Genomic DNA, 22,142 nt, shown 5'->3' on the forward strand with positions numbered 1-22,142 from the left:
GACGCTCCTCTCAGGAGACGGGGTGGGGCATGTTCCTCAGGAATGGAGGGGGTCGGCGAGGATGACTTCGTCAGGAATGGAGGGGGTCGGCGAGGGCGACTTCGTCAGGAATGGAGGGGGTCGGCGAGGGCGACTTCGTCAGCAATGGAGGGGGTTGGCGAGGGTGACGTAGACGGACTGGGTGTCGACCGGGCCGACGAGTTCGTCGAGGCCGTGCAGCCGGGTCAGCAGGTTGGCCTTGCAGCGCAGGACGGGCGAGTCGAGGAGGTGGGCGGGCAGGGGCGTACGCAGTCGGGCCGGGCCGCAGGCCACATCGGTGAGGAAGCGGCGGAAAGCGGCGAGCAGCAGGTGTTCGTCGGCGAGGTGCTGGGAGCCGAACGCGCCGATGAGGCCGAGCACGTTGTTGATCGCCAGGTAGTAGGCGAAGCGTTCGTCGGTGACCTCGTCGGAGACGAAGGTGTCGCTGCGTTCGCCGATGCCGGGCAGCCGGGCGTCCAGTTCGGCGCGCCGGGACGCTCGGAAGTAGAAGCCCTGGTTGTCGCGGTAGCGGCCGCCCGTGGGCCAGCCTTCGGGGTCCAGCAGGAGCAGGGTGTTCTGCTGGTGTGCTTCCAGCGCGATCCCCGCCTCGCTGTCGAGCCAGAGCACAGGGCGTACGACGTACTCCAGGTAGCGCAGGAACCACTCGGCGGCGACGGCGCCACGGGGCCTGCTGGTGCGTCCGGCGAGGCGGGTGACGATCTCGGCGAGCCGGGACCGCATCACGGGCCGGTCCTCGGATCCGCCGCGTGCGCCGGGTCGGGCGTGGGGCCGGGGAGAGACGAGCCCCGCGACACAGACGGCGTCGTCGGTCGGCCCGAACGGGTTGTGGCGGATCATCACGTCGAGCCCGGTCAGGGGGGTGCCGTCCGGGGCGTCGACGGCGAGCCAGGCCGGGTCGCGGACGATGTCGAAGCCCGGGTGGGCGGACTGCCACTGCTTGGACAGGCCGCTGCGCAGCAGACGGTGGACCTCCACGCCGCGGTGGAGCTCCTTGCGGAGGTTCTCACGGCGGGAGTTGGTGATGCGCAGACCCAGCGACAGCTTGAGCATGGCGGGGGCGCCGGAGCGGTAGAGGGTGCGGACGGAGGAGGTCGGGTGCCAGGCGGAGCCGTGCGGGCCGAGGTCCCGGAGCAGTCCGGCGTCGAGCAGGGCCGCGGTCTCGGGTCGGTGCCGGACGTCGGCCAGCTGCCAGGGGTGCAGCGGCAGGGCGGCGTACCCGTCGGGCAGGGGCAGCCCGGATCCGGCCAACCGCGCGGTGAGCTGTTGCGCGGGGACGGGCCGGCCGCGCTCCGTCCATGCCGAGTCGGCGGCCAGGACCGAGGGGGCGACCGCCATCCAGTGCAGGGGGAAGGAGCCGCGCAACTCGGGCGAGTACAAACGAACTTCGGCCTCGGAGAGCCCTTCCCGACTCTTCGGGGTGGGGTGCCACGGGTGCCCCAGCACCAGTGCTTGTTCGGCGGCGAGGAAGAAGTCGGGGGTGTCGGCGGGCCGTTGCCTGCGGTCGTTGATGAACACGACGGTCCGCCGCACCGAGTCGGCGACACGGCCGACCAGGTCGGCGCCGTCCCCGGCGGGGCCGGATTCGGAAACGGGCGTCGACGTCGCCTCGGCCGTGCTCGTCGTCCCGTCGCCCGTCGCCGCCTGGCGCGCGAGCAGCGCCGCCACGGTGACGGCGTCGGCCGACGGTGCCCCCTCGGGAGCGTCGGCGAGGTGCGGGAGGCCGAAGCGGTGCCAGCCGGTCGGGGACCAGTGGTGGACCGGCGTCAGGAGGGACGTGCCGCTGGCCGGGAGGGGGATACGGAGGGTGCCGTCGGTGGGGGCGGGCAGGTTGTTCTCCCGTACCCAGCAGCGCAGCAGGTTCTCGACCGCCGCCGCCTGGGCCGCGGTGTGGGCGGCGGGGTGCTCCAGCAGATCGGCGGTGGCGCCGCGCAGCCGCTCGGTCTCCCGGGCCCCTCCCTTCTGCCGGGGGACCGAGTCTGCCCCCGAAACCGGCGGGGTCTGCGTGCCACAGGCCGCTCGCTCGTAGGTGTCGGGACGGCCGTCGGGGGCGGGGGTGGCGTTCAAGAGAGTTCCTCGGGGTCGTTCAGGTCCGTGCGGCGACGAACCGGGGCGGTACTGGCGTGCGTGGGGCGTGGGGCGTGGGGCGTTCCTGGTCGGTCCGGGCGGGTGGGCGGTGGTTCGGCGCGAGGGGGTGGTGCGAGTGGGGTGGTGCGAGTGGGGTGGTCCGAGTGAGGTCCGCGTCCCGTCCGCGGCGGGGGCCCGTCGAGGGGGCGCCGTGCGGGCGGCCCGCGGCGGTTGCGGGTCCTATCCGGCGTGCTCACCGGACACGGAACCCCGGCCGTGCCCGGCCGGCCCGTCCAGTCCCGCTCGCGCCACCGTCGCCACCGCGTCCGCCAGTCGGTCGAGCACCGCGGTCGCCTGTTCGTCGCTGATCGTCAAGGGCGGGAGGAGTCGCACCACGCTGGCGCGACGCCCGCCCAGCTCCACGATCAGACCGCGGCGCAGGCACTCGCGCTGTACGGCGGCGGCGAGTTCGGGGGCGGCGGCCCGGGGGCCGTCGGTGGTGGTGCCCGGGGGTGTCTCGGGATCCACCAGCTCGACGCCGATCATCAGCCCGCGGCCCCGTACGTCACCGATGCAGGGAAACTCCTCGGCGAGTCGGCGGAGTTGAGTGAGCATGCGGGAGCCCAGGGTCGCCGCGCGCTCGGCCAGTCCGTTCTCGCGGACGTACGCGAGGGTCGCCGTGCCCGCGGCCATGGCCAGCTGGTTGCCGCGGAACGTGCCGGCGTGGGCGCCCGGTTGCCAGACGTCGAGGTCGTCGCGGTAGACGACGACGGCCAGCGGCAGACTGCCGCCGATGGCCTTGGACAGGACCATCACGTCCGGGGTGATCCCGCTGTGTTCCACGGCCCAGAAGGCGCCGGTGCGCCCGACGCCGGTCTGGACCTCGTCCGCGATCAGGGGAATGGAGCGCGCCGCGGTGATCTCGCGCATCCGGCGCATCCAGTCGTCGGGCGCGGGAATCACCCCGCCCTCGCCCTGGACGGGTTCGAGGATCATCCCGGCGGGGTGCGGCACGCCGGACTTGGTGTCGTCGAGCAGGGACTCGGTCCAGCGCGCGGCGAGTTCGGCACCGCGCTCACCGCCGATGCCGAACGGGCAGCGGTAGTCCTGGGGGTAGGGCAGGCGCGCGACCCGTACCTCGGTCGCGCCCCCGGATGCTTCGAGCGCCCCCGCGGTCATCCCGTGATAGGCACCGGTGAACGCGAGCATCCCGGTGCGTCCGGTCGCCGCGCGCACCAGTTTGAACGCGGCCTCGACGGCGTCCGTCCCGGCGGGTCCGCAGAACTGCACCCGCGCGCGGGCGGCGAACTCCGGGGGCAGCGTGCGGAACAGCTCGGTGGTGAAGGCGTCCTTGACGGGTGTGGCCAGGTCGAGGACGTGCAGTGGCGCCCCGGAGTCGAGGACTTTCCTGATCGCTTCCAGCACCACCGGGTGGTTGTGTCCCAGGGCCAGTGTGCCCGCGCCGGAGAGGCAGTCGAGGTAACGGCGCCCGTCCGCGCCCTCGATGGTCAACCCCCGCGCCCGCACGGGGACGATCGGCAGGGCGCGCGCGTAGGTGCGGGCCGCCGACTCGCGCGCCGACTGGCGCCGCAGAATCCCCTCGTGCGCCGCGCGCGCCCCCTCGGACACTCCGGGCACCGTCTCTCGCGCCCTCTCGGCCGCCCCGGGCACCCTCTCCCGCGCCCGCTCGGACGCCACGGGCACTCCGTCCGGCCCCTCTTGCCCCGTCCCGGACACGCCCTCCCGTGTCTCCTCGGGCTCGCGCCCCACCGGTACCACCGCAGACTCGGTCACGGCCACGACTTCAGGTCCTCCCGCTGTCCAGAGGCGAGTTGGCAGGGGGCTCTGAGCGCAGGCGGCAGGTCCCCCGTACGTACCAACGACGCGACTCGCTCGGGGAAGCGGGTGAGTCGAAGATCCTTGGGCGTGCCCGGCCCGTTTGTCGTCACTCACGAGGGGCGCGCGGTCGCCCGGCGACGCGGAGACCGATGCGGAACGGGACCCATCCAGGGATGCGGGTACGGGGCCGGTTCGAAGCCGGGGCGACCGGGCGGTGATGAACCGGGTGTCACTGCGTCGAGCCGACCCCGCCGACACGGAACTCGCCGCCGAAGTAGAGCAGCGGATCGCCACCGCCGCGCCGGACACCGACCACGCGGCCGATCACGATGGTGTGATCGCCCGCCGGCACCGCGTCCGACACGAGCGCCTCCACCCACGCGAGCGCGCCGGCCAGCTGCGGGGTCCCCGTGACGGGAGCGGGCAGCCAGTCCACGCCGGCGAACCTGTCCGGGTGCGGCGCGCCGAACCGCCTGCCGAGGGGCTCCTGATCCGCGCACAGGACGTTCGCGCTGAACACACCGGTGCGCAGCAGCCGGGGCAGACTGCGGGACCCGTTGGCCACGGCGAACGTGACCAGCGGAGGATCGAGGGACAGCGAGGTGAGCGACTGACAGGTGAAGCCCACCGGTTCGCCGTCCACCGTGGTGATGACCGCGACGCCGGTGCAGAACTGACCCAGCGTCCGCCGGAACTCCCTCTCGTCGATGTCGGTCTGCGAAGGCCGCGAAGCGATGCGGGAGCCGTGCCCGACCGGAGTGTCCATGCGCCCACCGTGGGCGGCCTCACTATGTCCCACCTATAACTCCCCTCACCCGGACGGCTATAGGAGCGCGATAGGTCTCGCGGTGAGTCTCCGCACGGCGCCACCACGAGCACGAGCACGGGTGGCTGCGCATCTGCCACGTACGTCAGCGGTGCGGTCAGCGTGCGACCGAGAGCCGCACCACCGTTCTGGGAGCGTGAGTCGGTTGGCACTTTCCGAGGTTCACAGCGACGTCCGCCTGCCGGTCACCGCCGCGCAGCTCGGCGTGTGGGTGGCGCAGCGGATGGAGCCCGAGAGCCCGCTGTACCAGTGCGCCGTGTACTACGACTCCGGGCCGTTCGACACCGAGGTGCTGCGCCACGCCGTCACGCTCGCCGTGGCCGAGGCCGACACGCTGCGCGCCGGGTTCGGCGACGACGGCGAGGTCTTCTCGGTGATCCGCTCCCGCGTGGACGGCGCCGTGCCCCTGCTCGACACGCTCGACCTGCGCGCCGAGCCCGACCCGCAGGCGGCGGCGCGCGCGTGGATGGACCGCGACCTCGCCACCGTGCCGGACCTCGCGGCGGGCCCGCTGTTCCGGCACGCGCTGCTCCGGCTGAGCGACCGGCGGCATCTGCTCTACTTCCGCTACCACCACATCGTGCTGGACGGGTTCGGCCAGACCCGGTACATCTCCCGGCTCGCCGAGATCTACTCCGCGCTGCTCGTCGGCGCGAGCGTCCCGCCCTGCCGTTACCACCGCCTCACCGACCTCGGGGCGGAGGAGACGGCGTACCGCACCTCGTCGCAGCGGGAGAACGACCGCCGGTTCCTGCTGGACCGGCTCCGCGACGTGGAGGAACGCCAGTCGCTCGCCGAGGGCGTGGCGAGCCCCGCGGCACGCGCCCTGCGGCACCACGCCGACCTGCCCGAGGATCTGACGTCCGCGCTGACGCAGGCCGGGCACTGGCCCTCCGTGGTGGCGGCCGCCACCTCCGTCTACCAGCAGCGGCTCCTGTCCGTGCCGGACGTGGTCCTCGGCATCCCGGTGGCGGCGCGGCGCTCGCCGGCCGCCCTGAACACTCCGGCGATGCTCGCCAACGACCTGCCGCTGCGCCTGCGCATCCGCCCCGACGACACGTTCTCCGCCCTGGTCGGCCAGGTCCGCGCCCACCTCGGCGACCTGCTGCGGGCCCAGCGGTTCCGCCGTGAGGACCTGCACGAGGACCTGGACCTCACCGGCACCGGCGGCGCCCTGTTCGGCACGCTCGTCAACGCGATGTCGTTCGGCACCCGCGTGCGCTTCGGCGACGTCACCGCGACAGGACACCAGTTGTCCAACGGCCCCGTCGCCGACTTCGCCCTCGCCACGTACGGCGACCCGGCCACGGAGGGCACCGTACGGCTGGAGTTCGCCGCCAACCCCGACCTGTACACCGCGTCCGAGCTGCTCGCCCACCAGCGGCGCTTCCTCACCCTGCTCGGCGCGCTCGCCGAGGCGCCCGACGCGCCGCTCGGCCGTGCGGCGCTGCTGGACCACGCGACGCGCACAGAGCTCGCCGACCGGCCCAACGACACCGCGGGCCCCGTGCAGGGGCACCTCGTGGACCTGTTCGAGCAGCGGGCGGCCGAGACACCCGACGCCGTCGCCCTGCGCGCCGACGAGGTGCTGACGTACGCCGAACTGGACGCGCGGGCCAACCGCCTGGCGCGGCTGATGGCGGCGCGCGGCATCGGCCCCGAGCGGCTGGTCGCCGTCGCGCTGCCCCGCACCGCCGATCTCGTCGTCACCCTGCTCGCGGTGCTCAAGACCGGCGGCGCCTACCTCCCGGTCGACCCGGACCACCCCGCCGAGCGGATCACCATGGTCCTGGCGGACGCCCGCCCCGACCTGCTCGTCACCACCGGCGACTGGCCCCCGCGGCCCGCCGGAACACCGGCGGTCCTGCTCGACGAAATCGACCTGACCGACGGGGACGCCACACCGCTCGGCCGCCCGCAGACCGGCACCACGACGGCGTACGTCATCTACACCTCCGGCTCGACCGGCCGGCCCAAGGGCGTCGTCCTGGAACGCGCCGCGATGGACAACTTCCTCCAGGCCATGCGGGCGGCCGTACCGCTGCGGCCGGACGACGCCCTGCTCGCCGTGACCACGGTGAGCTTCGACATCGCCGTCCTGGAGATCTTCCTGCCCCTGCTCACCGGCGCGCGCGTGGTGCTGGCGAGCCGGGACGACGTACTCGATCCGGACGCGCTGCGCACACTCGTCGAACGGGAGCGCGTCACCGTCATGCAGGCCACGCCGAGCCTGTGGCAGGCGCTCGTGGAGGACCGGCCGCACGTCTTCGCCGGCGTCCGCGTGCTCACCGGCGGCGAGGCGCTGCCGCAGCCGCTCGCCGCCCTCCTCGCCGGGCACGCCACCTCCGTCACCAACATGTACGGCCCCACCGAGACCACCGTGTGGTCGATGACCGCACCCGTCGACGGGGGACCGGTCACCCTCGGGAAGCCGATCCTCAACACTCAGGTGTACGTGCTCGACTCGGCCCTGCACCCGGTGCCCGAGGGACTCGGCGGCGAGCTGTACATCGCCGGCGAGGGAGTGGCCCGCGGCTACCACGGCCGGCCCGGGCTGACGGCCGAACGCTTCGTCGCGAACCCGTACGGGCCGGGCCGCCTCTACCGGACCGGCGACCTCGTACGCCTCGGCAAGGACGGCGGCATCACCTTCCTGTCCCGCGTCGACCACCAGGTCAAGGTGCGCGGCTTCCGCATCGAACTCGGCGACATCGAGGCGGCGTTGCTCGCCCACCCACCGGTCGAACGCGCCGCTGTGGTGCTGCGCGAGGACCGGCCCGGGGACCGGCGCCTGGTCGCCTACGTCGTGTCCGCGCAGGGCGACTCACCGGAACTGCGCGGCCACCTGGCCGACCGACTGCCCGAGTACATGGTGCCCGGCGCGGTCGTCGCCCTGGACGCGCTGCCGCTCACCCCCAACGGCAAACTCGACCGGCGCGCCCTCCCGGCCCCGGTCCGGGTCGCCGCCCCGGACGGCCGCGCTCCCCGAACCCCGGTCGAGGAACACCTGTGCCGTCTGTACGCCGAGGTGCTCGACATCGACGCCGTCACCATCGACGACGACTTCTTCACCCTCGGCGGCAACTCGCTGTCGGCCACCCGGGTCGTCGCCCAAGCCGCCCGGGCAGGACTCACGGTGCCCGTCCGGGACCTGTTCCGGGCGCGCACGGTGGCCCGCCTCGCCCCGGCCTGCGGCACGGGGGCGCCGGACGGCCCGGCTCACGCATCGCCGTTGCCCGACCCGCTGCCCGCCGAAGAGCTGGCGACGCTGCTCGCCGACCCGGACACCGAGCAGGTGCTGCCGCTGACACCGCTGCAGGAAGGCCTGCTGGTGCACAGCGCGTTCGCGACCGGCGACCGCGACGTGTACACGGTCCAGTTGCGGCTCGACCTGCACGGCGACCTCGACGCCGACCGGCTGCGCGCCGCGCTCGACACGGTGCTCGCCCGGCACCCCGTGCTGCGCTCCGCCGTCCTGCACGAGGGCCTGCGCCGGCCGGTGCTCGCGGTACGCCGCGCGTGCACGGTGCCGTGGCGCACGTACGACCTGCGCGGCCGCGAGGACGAGGCGGACCGCGCCGCGCGCACCGAGCGTGACGAGCCGTTCGACCTCGCCACCGCGCCCCTCCTGCGCGCCGCGCTGCTGCGCCTCGACGACGGTCACCGGATCCTGCTGACCTGCCATCACCTGGTGCTCGACGGCTGGTCGGTGCCGATCGTGATCCGGGAGACGCTGCGCGCCTACCGGGGCACGTCCCCGGGCCCCGATCCGCGCCCGTACCGCGACCACCTCGTCTGGCTGGCCGGCCGCGACCGGGAGGAGTCCCTCGCCGCGTGGTCGCGGGCGCTGGCCGACGCACGGCCCACGCTCGTCGCCGCACCCGTCGAGCAGCCCGCCCAGACGGTCCCGGTCCGCCTCGAGCGCGAGCTGGACGCCGGGACGACCCGGCTGCTGGAGTCGCGCGCCCGCGAACTCGGCGTGACCGTCAACAGCCTGGTGCAGGCCGCCTGGGCGGTGGCGCTGCGTACCCTCACCGGACGCGACGACGTGCTCTTCGGCATCACGGTGGCCGGACGCCCGGCCGAACTGCTCGGCGTCGAGGACATGGCCGGCCTGTTCATCAACACCGTGCCGCTGCGCGCCCGCCCCGACACGGCGAGGACACTCGCCGAACTGGCCCGCGACATCCAGGACGGTCAGGCCGACCTGCTGGCCCACCAGCATCTGCCCCTGGTCGACATCCAGCGCGCGGCCGGTGTCCCGAACCTGTTCGACACGCTCGTCATCTTCGAGAACTACCCGGTGGACCGCGACGCGATCAACGCCGCCGCGGACGCCACCGGACTCGCCCTCGCCGACGCCGACCTGACCGACGCGACCCACTATCCGCTGACCCTCTCCGCGGTGCCCGGCGAGCGCCTGCTGGCCCGGCTCGCCTGCCGCCCGGGGCAGTTCGCCGTGGCGGCGGCGGCCGAGCTGCTCGACCGGTTCGCAGAGGTGCTCGCACGTGCCGCCACCGCCCCCGGCACCCTGGTCGGCGACATCGGCCCGCAGCCGGCCGCCCCGGCCCCGCAGGCGCACAAGGACCGGGACGACCGGGTCGAACTCCACGGCTTCCGGTTCGGCCTGGCGGCTGTCGAGTCGGCGCTGTCCGCCCACCCCGGCGTGGTGCGCGCGGCCGCCACCGTTCGCGAGGACCTGCCCGGCGAGCGCCGTCTGGTCGGCTACGTCGTGCTGCGCGACGGCACCGACGCGGCCGAGGTGCGCGGATTCGCCGCGCAGTCGCTGCCCGGCTACATGGTGCCGTCCGTGGTGGTCGGCATGGACACGATGCCGGTCGGACGGTCCGGCGCGGTGGACCGCCGGGCGCTGCCCGTGCCCGTGGGCCCGTCCGCGGCCGGCCGTCGGCCGCGGACGGCGGACGAGGAGCTGCTGTGCGGCATCTTCGCCGAGCTGCTGGGCGTCGAACGGGTGGGCATCGACGACGACTTCTTCTCCCTCGGTGGTGACAGCGTCCTCGGGTTCCGACTGCTGAGCCGGGCCCGCGCCGCCGGTCTCACCTTCGGCTTCCGGGACGTGTTCGACCGGCGTACCGTCGCCGGACTCGCCGAGGTCCGCGGACACCAGGAGGAGCCTCGTCCACTGCGGTCCGTCGCGCCGCTGCCCGAGGGGGAGCTGAACGGGCTGCTCGCCGAGCCGGGCGTCACCGACGTCCTGCCGCCGGCCCCGAACCAGGAGGGGCTGCTCTTCCTCCACACCTACGACGACGCCGAAAGCGACCCCTACACCCTCCAGCTGGTGCTCGACTTCGCGGGCGCCCTGGACCCGGCGCGGCTCCGGGAGGCGTTCGCCCGCGTGCTCGGCCGGCACGAGGCGCTGCGGGCCGGCTTCCGCACCGCCGCCTCGCAGCGGCCGGTCCAGTGCGTGCACGAGGCGCCCGAGGTACCTGTGCGCGAGGCCGATGTGCCGGACGACGCCGCCGTCGCCGCCTTCCTGGACGAGGACAGGGCGACCCGCTTCGACCTGTCCACACCCCCGCTGCTGCGCGCGGCCGTCCTGCGGCGGCCGTCCGGCTCCTGCACGCTCGTCCTGACGATGCACCACATCGTCGTGGACGGCTGGTCGCTGCCGATCGTCGTACGTGACCTGCTCGGCGCGTACGCCGGAGCGGCACCGCTCGAGCCCGCCCCGCCCTACCGCGACTACCTGGCCTGGCTCGCGTCCACCGACACCCGGGCCTCGGTGGAGGCTTGGCGCACCGCGTTCGCCGACGTCACCGAGCCGATGCACGTCGCCGCCGAGCGCACCACCCAGGTCGTCGAGCCGGTGCGCCACGCCTATGTGTTCGACCGCGCCGAGACGGCGGCCCTGGTGGCGGCGGCCCGTGCCCGTGGCGTCACCGTGAACACCATGGTCCAGGCCGCCTGGGCGACCGTGCTGCGCCGGCTCACCGGCCGGGACGACACCCTGTTCGGGGTCACCGTGGCGGGCCGCCCGGTCGATCTGCCGGGATCCGCGGACATGGTCGGCCTGTTCATCAACACGGTCCCGCTGTCGGTGCGGCTCGACCCGCGCGAGAGCCTCGCGGAACTCGTCGGCCGACTCGGTCGGGAGCAGTCCGCGCTGCTGGACCACCACCACGTGGCACTCGCCGACATCCAGCGCGAGGTCGGACTCGGCGACCTGTTCGACACGCTGCTCAGCTTCGAGAACTACCCGATCGACCGGGCCGCCATCGAGGCCGTGGCCCAGGACGGCGCGCTCGAACTGACCGGCGCCCGGGTCACCGACGGCAGCCACTTCGCGATCAGCATCGTGGTCGAGCCGGGCGACGAGATGCTCTTCCGCGTCCGGCACCAGCCGCAACTCGTTGACGAGGAGACGGTCCGGGCGGCCGCGGACGACCTGCTGGACGTGCTGCGCACCATGACCTCGGCGCCGCGGCTGCCGCTCGCCCGCCTGGACACCCGGCGCGACGGCGACCGCCGCCGCCGGCTCCTGGACTGGAACCCGCCCGTCGAGCAGACCGAGCCGGCCGCCTCGCTGCCGGAGCTGTTCGCCGCTCAGGTGCTGCGCACCCCGGACGCCCCCGCCGTCGTCGCGGACGGGCGCCGCCTCACCTACCGTCAGCTGGACCGCCGGTCGAACGCTCTCGCGCGCGAGCTGATCGCGCGGGGCGCCGGGCCCGGACAGCTGATCGCGGTGGCCCTGCACCGCTCGGTCGAGCTGCCCGTCGCCCTGCTGGGCGTGCTGAAGGCGGGCGCCGCCTATGTGCCGGTCGATCCGGCCTACCCGGCGGAGCGCATCGCGACGATCATCGCCGACAGCGCACCCCGCCTGGCCATCGCCCACGCGGACGGGCCCGTACCGGAGGGCATCCCCACCCTGACGGTCGGCGACGCGGAGGCCGACGCGGCCGGCCGCAATCCGCGCCCGCACGATCCCGCGTACGTGATCTTCACATCCGGGTCGACCGGCAGGCCCAAAGGCGTCGTCGTCGAACACCGGGCCCTCGGCGCCTATCTACGGCGTGCTCGCACGGCCTACCCGGACGCGGCGGGATCGGCGCTCGCCCACACCTCCGTCTCCTTCGACCTGACCGTCACCTGCCTGTACGCACCGCTGGTGGCGGGCGGCTGCGTACACATCGCCGAACTGCCCGACGCGGTCGGCGGCGAGCGGCCCACGTTCCTGAAGGGCACCCCGAGCCACCTGAGCCTGCTCGACACACTGCCGCACGAGGTCTCCCCGTCGGGGACCCTGGTGCTCGGCGGAGAGGCGCTGCGCGGCGAGATGCTGCGCTCCTGGCGGGCGGCCCACCCCGACGCGACCGTGATCAACGCGTACGGGCCGACCGAGGCCACCGTCAACTGCCTGGAGTTCCGGGTGCCGCCGGGCGCCCCGCTGGCCGACGGCCCGGTGCCCATCGGCCGCCCCTTCGACTACGCCCGCGCCTACGTCCTGGACAGCGGCCTGCGCCCGGTCCCGGCCGGCGCGCGCGGCGAGCTGTACATCGCGGGCGAGGGACTGGCCCGCGGCTACCTCGGCCTGCCCGGGCTCAGCGCGGAGCGGTTCGTCGCCGACCCGTTCGGCGCCGAGGGCACCCGTATGTACCGCACCGGCGACCTGGTGCGGCAGCGGGCCGACGGCGCTCTCGCCTATGTGGGCCGAGTCGACGACCAGGTCAAGGTGCGCGGCTTCCGCATCGAACTCGGCGAGATCGAGTCGGCGGCGGCCCGGCTCCCCGGTGTCGCCCGCGCCGTCGCGGCCGTGCGGGGCGGCGACGGTGAGCGCCGGCTCGTCTGCTACCTGGTGGCGGACGGCCCCCTCGACACCGCAGCCGTCGAGACCCACCTGCGCACGGTACTGCCCGAGTACATGGTGCCCGCCGCCTTCGTCCTGCTGGACGAGGTGCCGCTCACCCCGAACGGCAAGGTCGACCGCGCCGCGCTGCCGGAGCCCACGTTCGCCGCCACCGCCCCGGCGCGCGCGCCGCGCACCCCCGCCGAGGAGCAGTTGCTGGCGCTGTTTCGCGACGTGCTCGGCAAGGAGGACGTCGGCATCGACGACGACTTCTTCGCCCTCGGCGGCGACAGCATCATGTCCATCCAGCTCGTCGGACGTGGCCGCGCCGCGGGCATCCGGTTCTCGGCCCGGCACGTGTTCGAGCACCGCACCGTCGCGCGGTTGGCCGACGCGCTCGGCGAAACCGCCCCGGCACCGGCGCCGGCGGCTGCCCCGGCGCCTCACCGGGTGCCGTTCCTGCCGCTGATGCGACGGCTCGTGGACCGTGGCGGGAGGGTCGCGCAGTACCACCAGTCGGTCGTGCTGCGGACACCGCCGACGGCCGAGGCCGACCTCGTCGCCGCCCTTCAGGCCGTGCTCGACCGGCACGACATGCTGCGGATGCGCACCATCGGCGCGCATGAGCTGGAGATCGCCGAGTCCGTGGACGCGGCGCACTGCCTGCGGCGCGTCGACGCCGCCCGGCACACCGACGACGAACTCGCCGCGCTCGTCACCGCCCGGGCGGCGGTCGCCCGCGACGAACTGGACCCCGCCGCCGGCCAGGTGCTGCGTGCGGTGTGGTTCGACCGCGGTCCTGAACGGCCCGGGCGGCTGCTGCTCGTCATCCACCACCTCGCGGTGGACGGCGTGTCGTGGCGCATCCTCCTGCCCGACCTCAGCCAGGCGTGGCAGGCCGTCAGGGCGGGCCGGACTGTACGCCTGCCCGCCGTTTCCACCTCCTTCGCCCAGTGGGCGGCCGCCTTCGTACGGCTGCCCGCGGACGACGCCGAGTGGTGGCGGGACCTGCTCGACGGCGATGACCCGCTGCTCGGTTCCCGGCCCCTCGACCCGGCGAAGGACCTGCGCCGCACCGGTGGCCGGCTGACTCTCCGACTGCCCGCCGACGTGACCGAGGCGCTGCTCGGCCAGGTGGCCACGGCCTTCCACGCCACCGTCGACGACGTACTGCTGACCGCGCTCGCCGTCGCCGTACCGCGGTGGCGCGGCGACCGGTCGGGACTGCTGGTGAACGTCGAGGGTCACGGACGCGCCGAACACCTGCTGCCCGGCAGCGATCTGTCCCGCACCGTCGGCTGGTTCACCGTCGCCCACCCGGTGCGCCTGGACGCCGGTCCGGCGGACCACGCTGCCGTGGCCGAGGGGACCGACGCGGCCGGCGACGCGCTGCGCGCCGTCAAGGAACAGCTGCGCTCGACACCCCGCGAAGGCGTCGGCCACGGCATCGCCCGCCATGTGGCACCCGGCACGGTGCCGCTGTTCGCCGGCCTTCCCGAGGCGCAGATCGGGTTCAACTACATGGGCCGGCTCGCTCTCGGCGGCGCGCTCGGTGACGGCTGGGAGCTGGACGTCATCGGTGCCGACGAGGCTCCGGACGTGCCGCTCTCGCACGTCGTCGAGCTGAACGCGGCCGCCCAGGCGGGCCCGGACGGACCCGAGCTGGTCGCCAACTGGACGTGGGCCCGCGAGCTCGTCGACGACGACGACGCGCGGCGGCTCGCCACGCTGTGGTTCGAGGCCCTGCGCGGGCTGGCCGCGCACGCCGCACGACCCGGCGCGGGCGGCCGGACGCCGTCGGACCTGATGATCGCCCTGTCCCAGGACGAGATCCGCGAACTGGAGTCCGACGCCGATGTGGCGGACCTGCTGCCCCTGGCCCCGTTGCAGGAAGGCCTGCTCTTCCACCACCTGAACCGCGGCGCGGGCACCGATCCGTACGTGTCTCAGCTGCGCGTCGACTTCCACGGCCGGCTGGACCGCGCCGCACTGCGGGAGGCCGCGGCCGAGGTACAGCGCCGACACACCGCGCTGCGGGCCGCCTTCCGGCGCACCGGCGCCGGCAGCGCCGTTCAGGTCATCACCGCGAACCCGCCGCTGGACTGGACGGAGACCGACCTGCGCGGCACGGACGACGGTCTCGCCGGGCTGCTCGAGGCGGACCGCCGCCGCGGCTTCGACGTCGCCGCGCCGCCGCTCGTCCGTTTCACCCTGGTCACCCGGGACGATTGCCACACCCTTGTCGTCACCTCTCACCACATCGTGCGCGACGGCTGGTCGCTGCCGGTCCTGCTGGGCGAGCTGATCTCCCGTTACCGGGGTGAGGCGCTGCCCGAGCCCCGGCCCTACGGCGAGTACCTCGCCTGGCTGGGCCGTCAGGACCGGCAGGCGGCGGTCGACGCCTGGCGTGACGCGCTCACCGGCCTCGACGCCGGCACCCTTCTCGACGAGGGCCGCGCGGTGGACCACCGCGAGCCGGGCCGGCTCGACTTCACCGTCGACTCCGACGACCTGGAGGCGGCGGCACGGCGGTTCGGCGTCACCGTCAACACCGTCGTCCAGGTCGCCTGGCTGCTGCTGGTGGCACGGCTGACCGGACGCGACGACGTGGTGACCGGTGTCACCGTCAGCGGCCGCCCCGCCGATCTGCCCGGAGCGGACGACATGGTCGGGCTGTTCGTCAACACCCTGCCGCTGCGCGCCGTACTGCGAGCCGGCGAGCCGGTGGCTGACTTCGCCCGGCGGCTGCAACTGGAGCAGGCGAACCTGGTCGAGCACCATCACCTGGGACTGGCCGGGATCCAGCGGGACGCCGGGCTCGGCGACCTGTTCGACACCTCGATGGTGTTCGAGAACTATCCGCTCGACATCGACGCGCTGAGCGAGTCCGCGCGTCGCGCCGGGCTGGACGTGGGCACCGTCGACCACCACTCGGTCACCCACTACGCGCTCGCCCTCGAGGCGCGCCCGGCACCCGGCGGCGGCCTGCAGGGACGTCTGCACTACCGCCCGACCGTGCTCACCGCCGAGCGCGCGGACCTGGTCGCCGACTGGTTCCGCCGCCTCCTGCACACCGTGGTCACCGAGCCCGCCCTCCCGGTCGGCCGGGTCAGTGCGCACGACGCCGCCGAGCGCGCCGCCCTGCTGACGCTCGGTCACGGCCCCGCCGCCGAGCGGCCGGCCGGCCTGTGGCCGGAGCTGTTCGCCGAGCAGGTGCGCCGCACCCCGGACGCGGAGGCGGTGGTGGACGGGACGACCGGCCTGACCTTCCGGGAACTGGCCCGGCGGTCGGCCGCGTTCGCGCGGATCCTGGCCGAGGCCGGCGTCGATACGGAACGCCGCGTGGCCGTCGTACTGCCGCGCTCCCTCGACCTGATCGTGGCCCTGCACGCGGTCGCCCTCGCCGGCGGCGCCTTCGTGCCGGTCGACCCGGACTATCCTGCCGAGCGCATCGCTCACATGCTCGCCGACGCGGCCCCGGACGTGGTCGTCACCTCCAGCGCCGTGGAGCTGCCGCCGACGGCGGTCACGCGTCTGGACGTCGAGGACCTCGACCTGACGGCGGACGGGCCCGTCCCGGACCGTCGGATCCGCCCCGACCAGGCCGCCTACGTCATCTACACCTCCGGCTCCACCGGCCGGCCCAAGGGCGTCGTCGTCTCACACGCGGGCATCCCCGGACTCGCCCGCGCCCAGCGCGCCGCGTTCGACGTGGACGCCGGCGCCCGGGTGCTCCAGTTCGCCTCGCCGAGCTTCGACGCGACCGTCTCCGAGGTCGTCGTCACCCTGTTGTCGGGTGCCTGCCTCGTGCTGGCGTCGCGTGAACGGCTGCTGCCGGGCGAACCCCTGGTGCGCACGGTGGCCGAGCAGCGCGTCACGCATGCCACGCTGCCCCCCGCGGCCCTCCAGGAACTCTCCCCGGACGCGCTGCCGGGCCTGCGCAGCCTCGCCGTCGCGGGCGAGCAGTGCCCGCCCCACGTGGCCGAGCTCTGGTCGGCCGGCCGTCGCATGATCAACGCCTACGGGCCGACCGAGACGACCGTGTGCGCCACCATGAGCGCCCCGCTGAGCGGGCCGGGCGTCCCGCCGATCGGCACGCCGCTGCCGAACACCCGGGTTCATCTGCTGGACGCGCACCTGCAGCCCGTTGCGCCGGGCGTCGTCGGGGAGTTGTACGTCTCCGGCGACGGACTGGCCCGCGGCTATCTCGGCCTGCCGGCGCTCACGGCGGAGCGGTTCGTCGCCGACCCGTTCGGCGCGCCCGGCGCCCGCGTGTACCGCACGGGTGACCTGGCCCGCCGCCGGGAGGACGGCACCCTGGTCTACGTCGGTCGCGCCGACCGGCAGGTGAAGCTGCGCGGCTTCCGGATCGAGCCCGGCGAGATCGAGGCCGTTCTCGTGGGCGCCGACGAGGTCGCGGCCGCCGCGGTGGTCGTGCGGGAGGACCGGCCGGGCGACCGGCGCCTGGTCGCCTACGCCGTCCCCGCCAAGGCCGCGGCACCGGATCCGGAGCGACTGCGGGCGCGGCTGCGCGGCGTGCTGCCGGATCACATGGTGCCGTCGGCGGTGGTGGTACTGGACCGGTTGCCGCTGACCGCGAACGGCAAGCTGGACCGGAGTGCGCTGCCGGCCCCGGAGGTGCGGCCGACGGGTGGCCGGGGGGCGTCGTCGCCGGTCGAGGAGCTGCTGTGCGGAGTGTTCGCGGACGTACTCGGGGTGCCCCGGGTCGGCGTGGACGACTCCTTCTTCGACCTGGGCGGCCACTCCCTGCTGGCGATGCGCCTGGTGGCGCGCGTCCAGACGGTGCTGGGAGCCGAGGTGGGCATCCGGGACCTGTTCGAGGCGCCGTCGGTGCGGGAGCTGGCGCGGCGCGGGCCGGGCGGTGCGCCGCGGGCCGGGGACGGTGTGACCGTCCGCCCGCGCCCGGAGCGGCTGCCGCTGTCCTACGCCCAGCAACGGCTGTGGTTCCTGAGCCGGTTCGACGGACCCAACTCCGCGTACAACATCCCGATGGCGCTGCGCCTGAGCGGACCACTGGACACCGGGGCGCTGAGCGCCGCGATCGGTGACCTGGTGACACGGCACGAGAGCCTTCGCACCCTGGTCGCCGAGCACGAGGACGGTCCCTGCCAGCGCGTCGTGGAGACGTCGGTACCCGTCCGTACCGTGCCGGTCACCGCGGCGGAACTGGACACCGCGATCCGCGACGCCGTCGGCCGCCCCTTCGACCTGGTGGTGGACATGCCGGTGCGGGCGTGGCTGTTCGCGCTCGGACCCGAGGAACACGTCCTGCTGGTCGTGGTGCACCACATCGCCGGCGACGGCGCCTCCATGCCCGTACTCGCACGCGACCTGGCAACCGCATACCGGGCACGAACCACCGACACCGAACCCCGATGGACCCAACCACCCCTCCAGTACGCCGACTTCGCACTCTGGCAACGCGAAACCCTCGGCGACGACACAGACCCCGACTCACCCCTGTCCAGGCAACTGGAATTCTGGCGCTCAACACTCACCGGCGCCCCCCACGAACTGACACTCCCGGTCGACCGGCCCCGCCCCCCAACCGGCCCCCACCGCGCCGGACGCCACCACTTCCACATACCCGACGCAGTACACCAACAGGCCACCGCACTCGCACGCCAACTCCGCGCCACCCCCTTCATGGTCGTACAAGCCGCACTCGCCACACTCCTCTCCCGCCTCGGCGCCGGAACAGACATACCCATCGGCTCACCCACAGCCGGACGAACAGACGAAAAACTCGCCGACACCGTCGGATTCTTCGTCAACACCGTCGTCCTGCGCACCGACCTCTCAGGCGACCCCTCCTTCACCGAACTCATCAACCGCGTCAAAGAAACAGACCTCGCCGCATACGCCCACCAGGACATCCCCTTCGAACGACTCGTAGAAGCCCTACGCCCCCAACGCTCCGCCGCCCGCCACCCCCTCTTCCAGGTCGCGCTCAACCTCGACAGCGCCGGCGGCACCGCCCTCGCGGAGGCGGCCACGATGCCCGGCCTCACCGTCACTCCCGGTCATGTCGACCTGGGCGTGGCGAAGTTCGACCTCACCGTCACGCTCACGGAACGGGTCGCGGCCGGTGACACCCCGGCCGGCTGGACGGGCTCGGTCGAGTACAGCGCCGACATGCTCGACCCGGAGACGGTGGACCTCCTGGCCCGCCGCCTGGTCGCCCTGCTCGACGCGGCCACGGCCCGGCCCGAGTCGGCGGTGTCCGACTTCGACCTCCTCGTCGGCGACGAGCGCGAGCGGATCCTCGGCAGCTGGCTGGACACCACCCGGCCCGTCACCGTCGCATCGCTGCCCGAACTGTTCGCCCGGCAGGTGGCCGAGCAGCCCGACGCCCCCGCCGTGACCTTCGGGGACACGACCCTCACGTACGCCGAACTGAACGCGCGGGCCAACCGGCTGGCGCACGATCTGCTGCGGCGCGGGGTCACCCCGGAAGCACGTGTCGGCGTGCTGATGGAACGCTCGGACACGCTGGCCGTCACCCTGCTCGCCATCGTCAAGTCGGGTGCCGGGTATGTGCCGCTGAGCCCGACGAACCCGGACAGCAGGCTGGAATGGCTGCTGGAGCGGGTCGACGCCCCCTTCCTGCTGGTCGACGAGGCATGCCGGAACCGGGCCGAGGGCCTGGACACCGGTGCCGAGGTGATCGTGGCGGAGGAGGACTCCGCGGCGCTGCCCGCCACCGACCCGGAGGTGACGGTGACGGCCCAGCGACTGGCGTACGTCATCTTCACCTCCGGCTCCAGCGGCCTGCCGAAGGGCGTCGCGATCAGTCACGGCGACATCGCGGTGCTCGCCGCCGACCGCTGCTGGGACGGCGTCGTCGACCGGGTCCCGCTGCACTCGCCGCACGCCTGGGACGCGTCGATCCTCGAGTTCTGGGTTCCGCTGCTGCGTGGCGGCTGCGTGGTGATCGCCCCGCCCGGTGACCTCGACGTGGAGTCCCTGCGCGCACTGATCGAGGACACCGGGGTGACCTCGCTGTTCCTGACGGCCGGCCTGTTCCGGGTCATGGCCCAGGAACTTCCGCAGTGCTTCGCCGCGGTACGGCAGGTCGCCACCGGCGGCGACGTGGTCTCCGCCACCGCCGTACGGCGCGTCCTCGAACACGCGCCCGGTGTACGGATCGTCAACGCCTACGGCCCGACCGAAGCGACCGTCATGGCGCTGTCGCACCCGGTCGACCCCGCCACCGCGGACCGCTGGACGCACAGCGTGCCGATCGGCCGCTCCATGGACAACATGCGGCACTACGTCCTCGACGACACTCTGAAGCCGGTGCCGCCCGGCATCACCGGTGAGCTCTATGTCGCCGGGCACGGCATCGCCCGCTGCTACTGGGGCAGCCCCGGCCTGAGCGCCGAACGCTTCGTGGCCGATCCGTACAGGGCCGGCACCCGCATGTACCGCACCGGCGATCTCGCCCGGTGGACCGCGGACGGCCAGGTCGAGTTCATGGGCCGGGCGGACGAGCAGGTCAAGGTGCGCGGCTTCCGGATCGAGCCCGGTGAGATCGAGGCCGCGCTGGGCGCCGCCCCCGGGGTGACCGCCTGCGCCGTGGTCGTCCGCGAGGACCGGCCCGGTGAGAAGCGCCTCGTGGGATACACGGTGCCCGGCGAGGGCTACGACCGCGCCCACGTCCGCACGCACCTGGGCCGGACCCTGCCGGACCACATGGTGCCGACCGCCGTCGTCGAACTGACCGAACTGCCGCTCACCCCGATCGGCAAGCTCGACCGCGCCGCGCTGCCCGCGCCCGAATTCGGCACCGGGACCGGCGGCCGGGCCCCGCGGACCCGGGAGGAAGGGATCCTCGTACGGCTCTTCGCGAAGGTCGTCGGACTGCCCGCGGACCAGGTCGACGCCGACAGCGCCTTCTTCGACCTGGGCGGCGACAGCATCATGGCGATCCAGCTGGTCAGCGCCGCCCGCCGGGAGGGCCTGCAGATCACCGGCACCGACGTGTTCACGCACCGCACGGTGGCCGAGCTGGCCCGCGTCGCGGCCTCGGCCTCCGATGCCGCAGGGGACGACCCGGCCGAAGCGGTCGGCGACCTCCCGGCGCCGCCGATGATGCACTGGCTCGCCGAACGGCGCGTACCGGTGGACCACTTCAACCAGACCACGGTCCTGTGGGCACCCGCCGACCTCGACCTGCCGAAGCTGCGCGCCGTCCTCGACGCCCTGCTGCGCCGCCATGACAGCCTGCGCCTGCGCGTGGACGTGGCCGACCCGGGCGACGCCACGACCTGGACCTGCACCGTCCCCGACCCGGACGCCGTACGGGCCGAGGACTGCGTGGTCCGCGTGGACGTCTCGGACCTCGACGACACCACGCTGACCGAGGCGGTGCGCGAGCACGCGGACGCCGCCGTGGACCGGCTCGCGCCCCGCGACGGCACGATGGTGCAGATCGTCTGGTTCGACCGGGGCGCTCGCCCCGGACTGGTGCTCGTCGCCGTCAACCATCTCGCGATCGACGGTGTGTCCTGGCGCATCCTGCTGCCCGACCTGTTCCAGGCGTGGCAGGCCGTCCGGTCCGGACGGACGCCGCGGCTCGCCGGCGGCGGCACCGCGCTGCGCCGCTGGGCGCGGCGGGCCCTCGACCGGGCCGGCGCGCCCGACACCGCGGCCGAACTCGACCACTGGACGGGTGTGCTGCGCGAGGGCCGCGCCCGGCTCGGCACGCGCCGCCTCGACCCCGCCACCGACCTGCTGAGGACGGCGGGCCGACTGCGGCGCACCCTGTCCACCCGGACGACCCGGCACCTCCTCACCACGGCGCCGTCCGTGGTCGCGGCCGGCGTCGACGACGTCCTGCTGGCCGGTCTGACGCTCGCCGTCGCCCGGTGGCGCGACGATCCGCACACGCCGGTCCTGGTCGACGTGGAGAGCCACGGCCGCGCCGAGGCCGACCCGGCGGTGGACCTGTCGCACACCACCGGCTGGTTCACCGCGCTCTACCCGGTGCTGCTGGACACCGGCGGGATCGGCGTCCAGGAGGCGTTCGCCGGGACGGAGGCCACCGGGTCCGTCCTCAAGCGGGTCAAGGAACAACTGCGTGGTGTCCCCGACAACGGTCTCGGCTACGGCCGGCTGCGCTACCTGCTGCCGGAGACCGCCGCCGCGTTCGAGGGACTGGGCCAGGCCGAGATCGGCTTCAACTACCTCGGCCGGTTCGTCGCCTCCGACACCGGCGACTGGTCGGTCGCCACCGAGATGCCCCGCCCGGCCGGCGAGGACCCGCACACCCCGCTGGCGCACGTCGTCGAGATCAACGCCCACGTCGAGGAGACCGACGACGGGCCCCGCCTCGGCGCTACCTGGACCTGGGCCTCGGGCGTGCTGGAGGAAGCCGATGTGGCGCGGCTGGCGGACGGCTGGTTCGCCGCCCTCGACGCCCTGGCCGACTACGCGCAACGTCCCGACGCGGGCGGTCTCACCCCCCATGACGTGGGGCTTATAGAGATCACACAGACCGAAATTGAAGAGTTCGAAGACGAACTGGCATCGGACTGGGAGAACTGA

The 22,142-nt window shown here is 73.9% G+C and carries 4 protein-coding genes; 1 reads left to right on the plus strand and 3 read right to left on the minus strand.

The features are described from left to right. Positions 1 to 138: 138 nt before the first annotated feature. The 3 genes from SMIR_RS08320 to SMIR_RS08330 form a co-directional block, all read right to left on the minus strand. Positions 139 to 2,103: an IucA/IucC family protein gene (locus SMIR_RS08320; protein WP_168496391.1), complete on the minus strand. Its 1,965-nt coding sequence runs from the start codon at positions 2,101 to 2,103 to the stop codon at positions 139 to 141. A 240-nt stretch (positions 2,104 to 2,343) separates the two neighbouring features. Beyond that, on the minus strand, positions 2,344 to 3,774 hold the full coding sequence (locus SMIR_RS08325; RefSeq protein WP_422664512.1) for a diaminobutyrate--2-oxoglutarate transaminase family protein: 1,431 nt from the start codon (positions 3,772 to 3,774) through the stop codon (positions 2,344 to 2,346). A gap of 397 nt (positions 3,775 to 4,171) precedes the next feature. Then, positions 4,172 to 4,708 (minus strand): flavin reductase family protein, encoded by a 537-nt coding sequence (locus SMIR_RS08330; RefSeq protein ID WP_212726824.1) that lies wholly within the window; start codon positions 4,706 to 4,708, stop codon positions 4,172 to 4,174. A 205-nt stretch (positions 4,709 to 4,913) separates the two neighbouring features. Here SMIR_RS08330 and SMIR_RS08335 point away from each other — a divergent pair, with 205 nt between their 5' ends. After that, positions 4,914 to 22,142, plus strand: coding sequence for a non-ribosomal peptide synthetase (locus SMIR_RS08335; protein WP_212726825.1), 17,229 nt, complete (start codon positions 4,914 to 4,916; stop codon positions 22,140 to 22,142).

This window comes from Streptomyces mirabilis (assembly GCF_018310535.1).
GTDB lineage: Bacteria > Actinomycetota > Actinomycetes > Streptomycetales > Streptomycetaceae > Streptomyces.

Excerpts from the sequence above, each read along its gene's own strand:
- SMIR_RS08330 (WP_212726824.1), bottom strand. The coding sequence starts at position 4,708 with ATGGACACTCCGGTCGGGCACGGCTCCCGCATCGCTTCGCGGCCTTCG.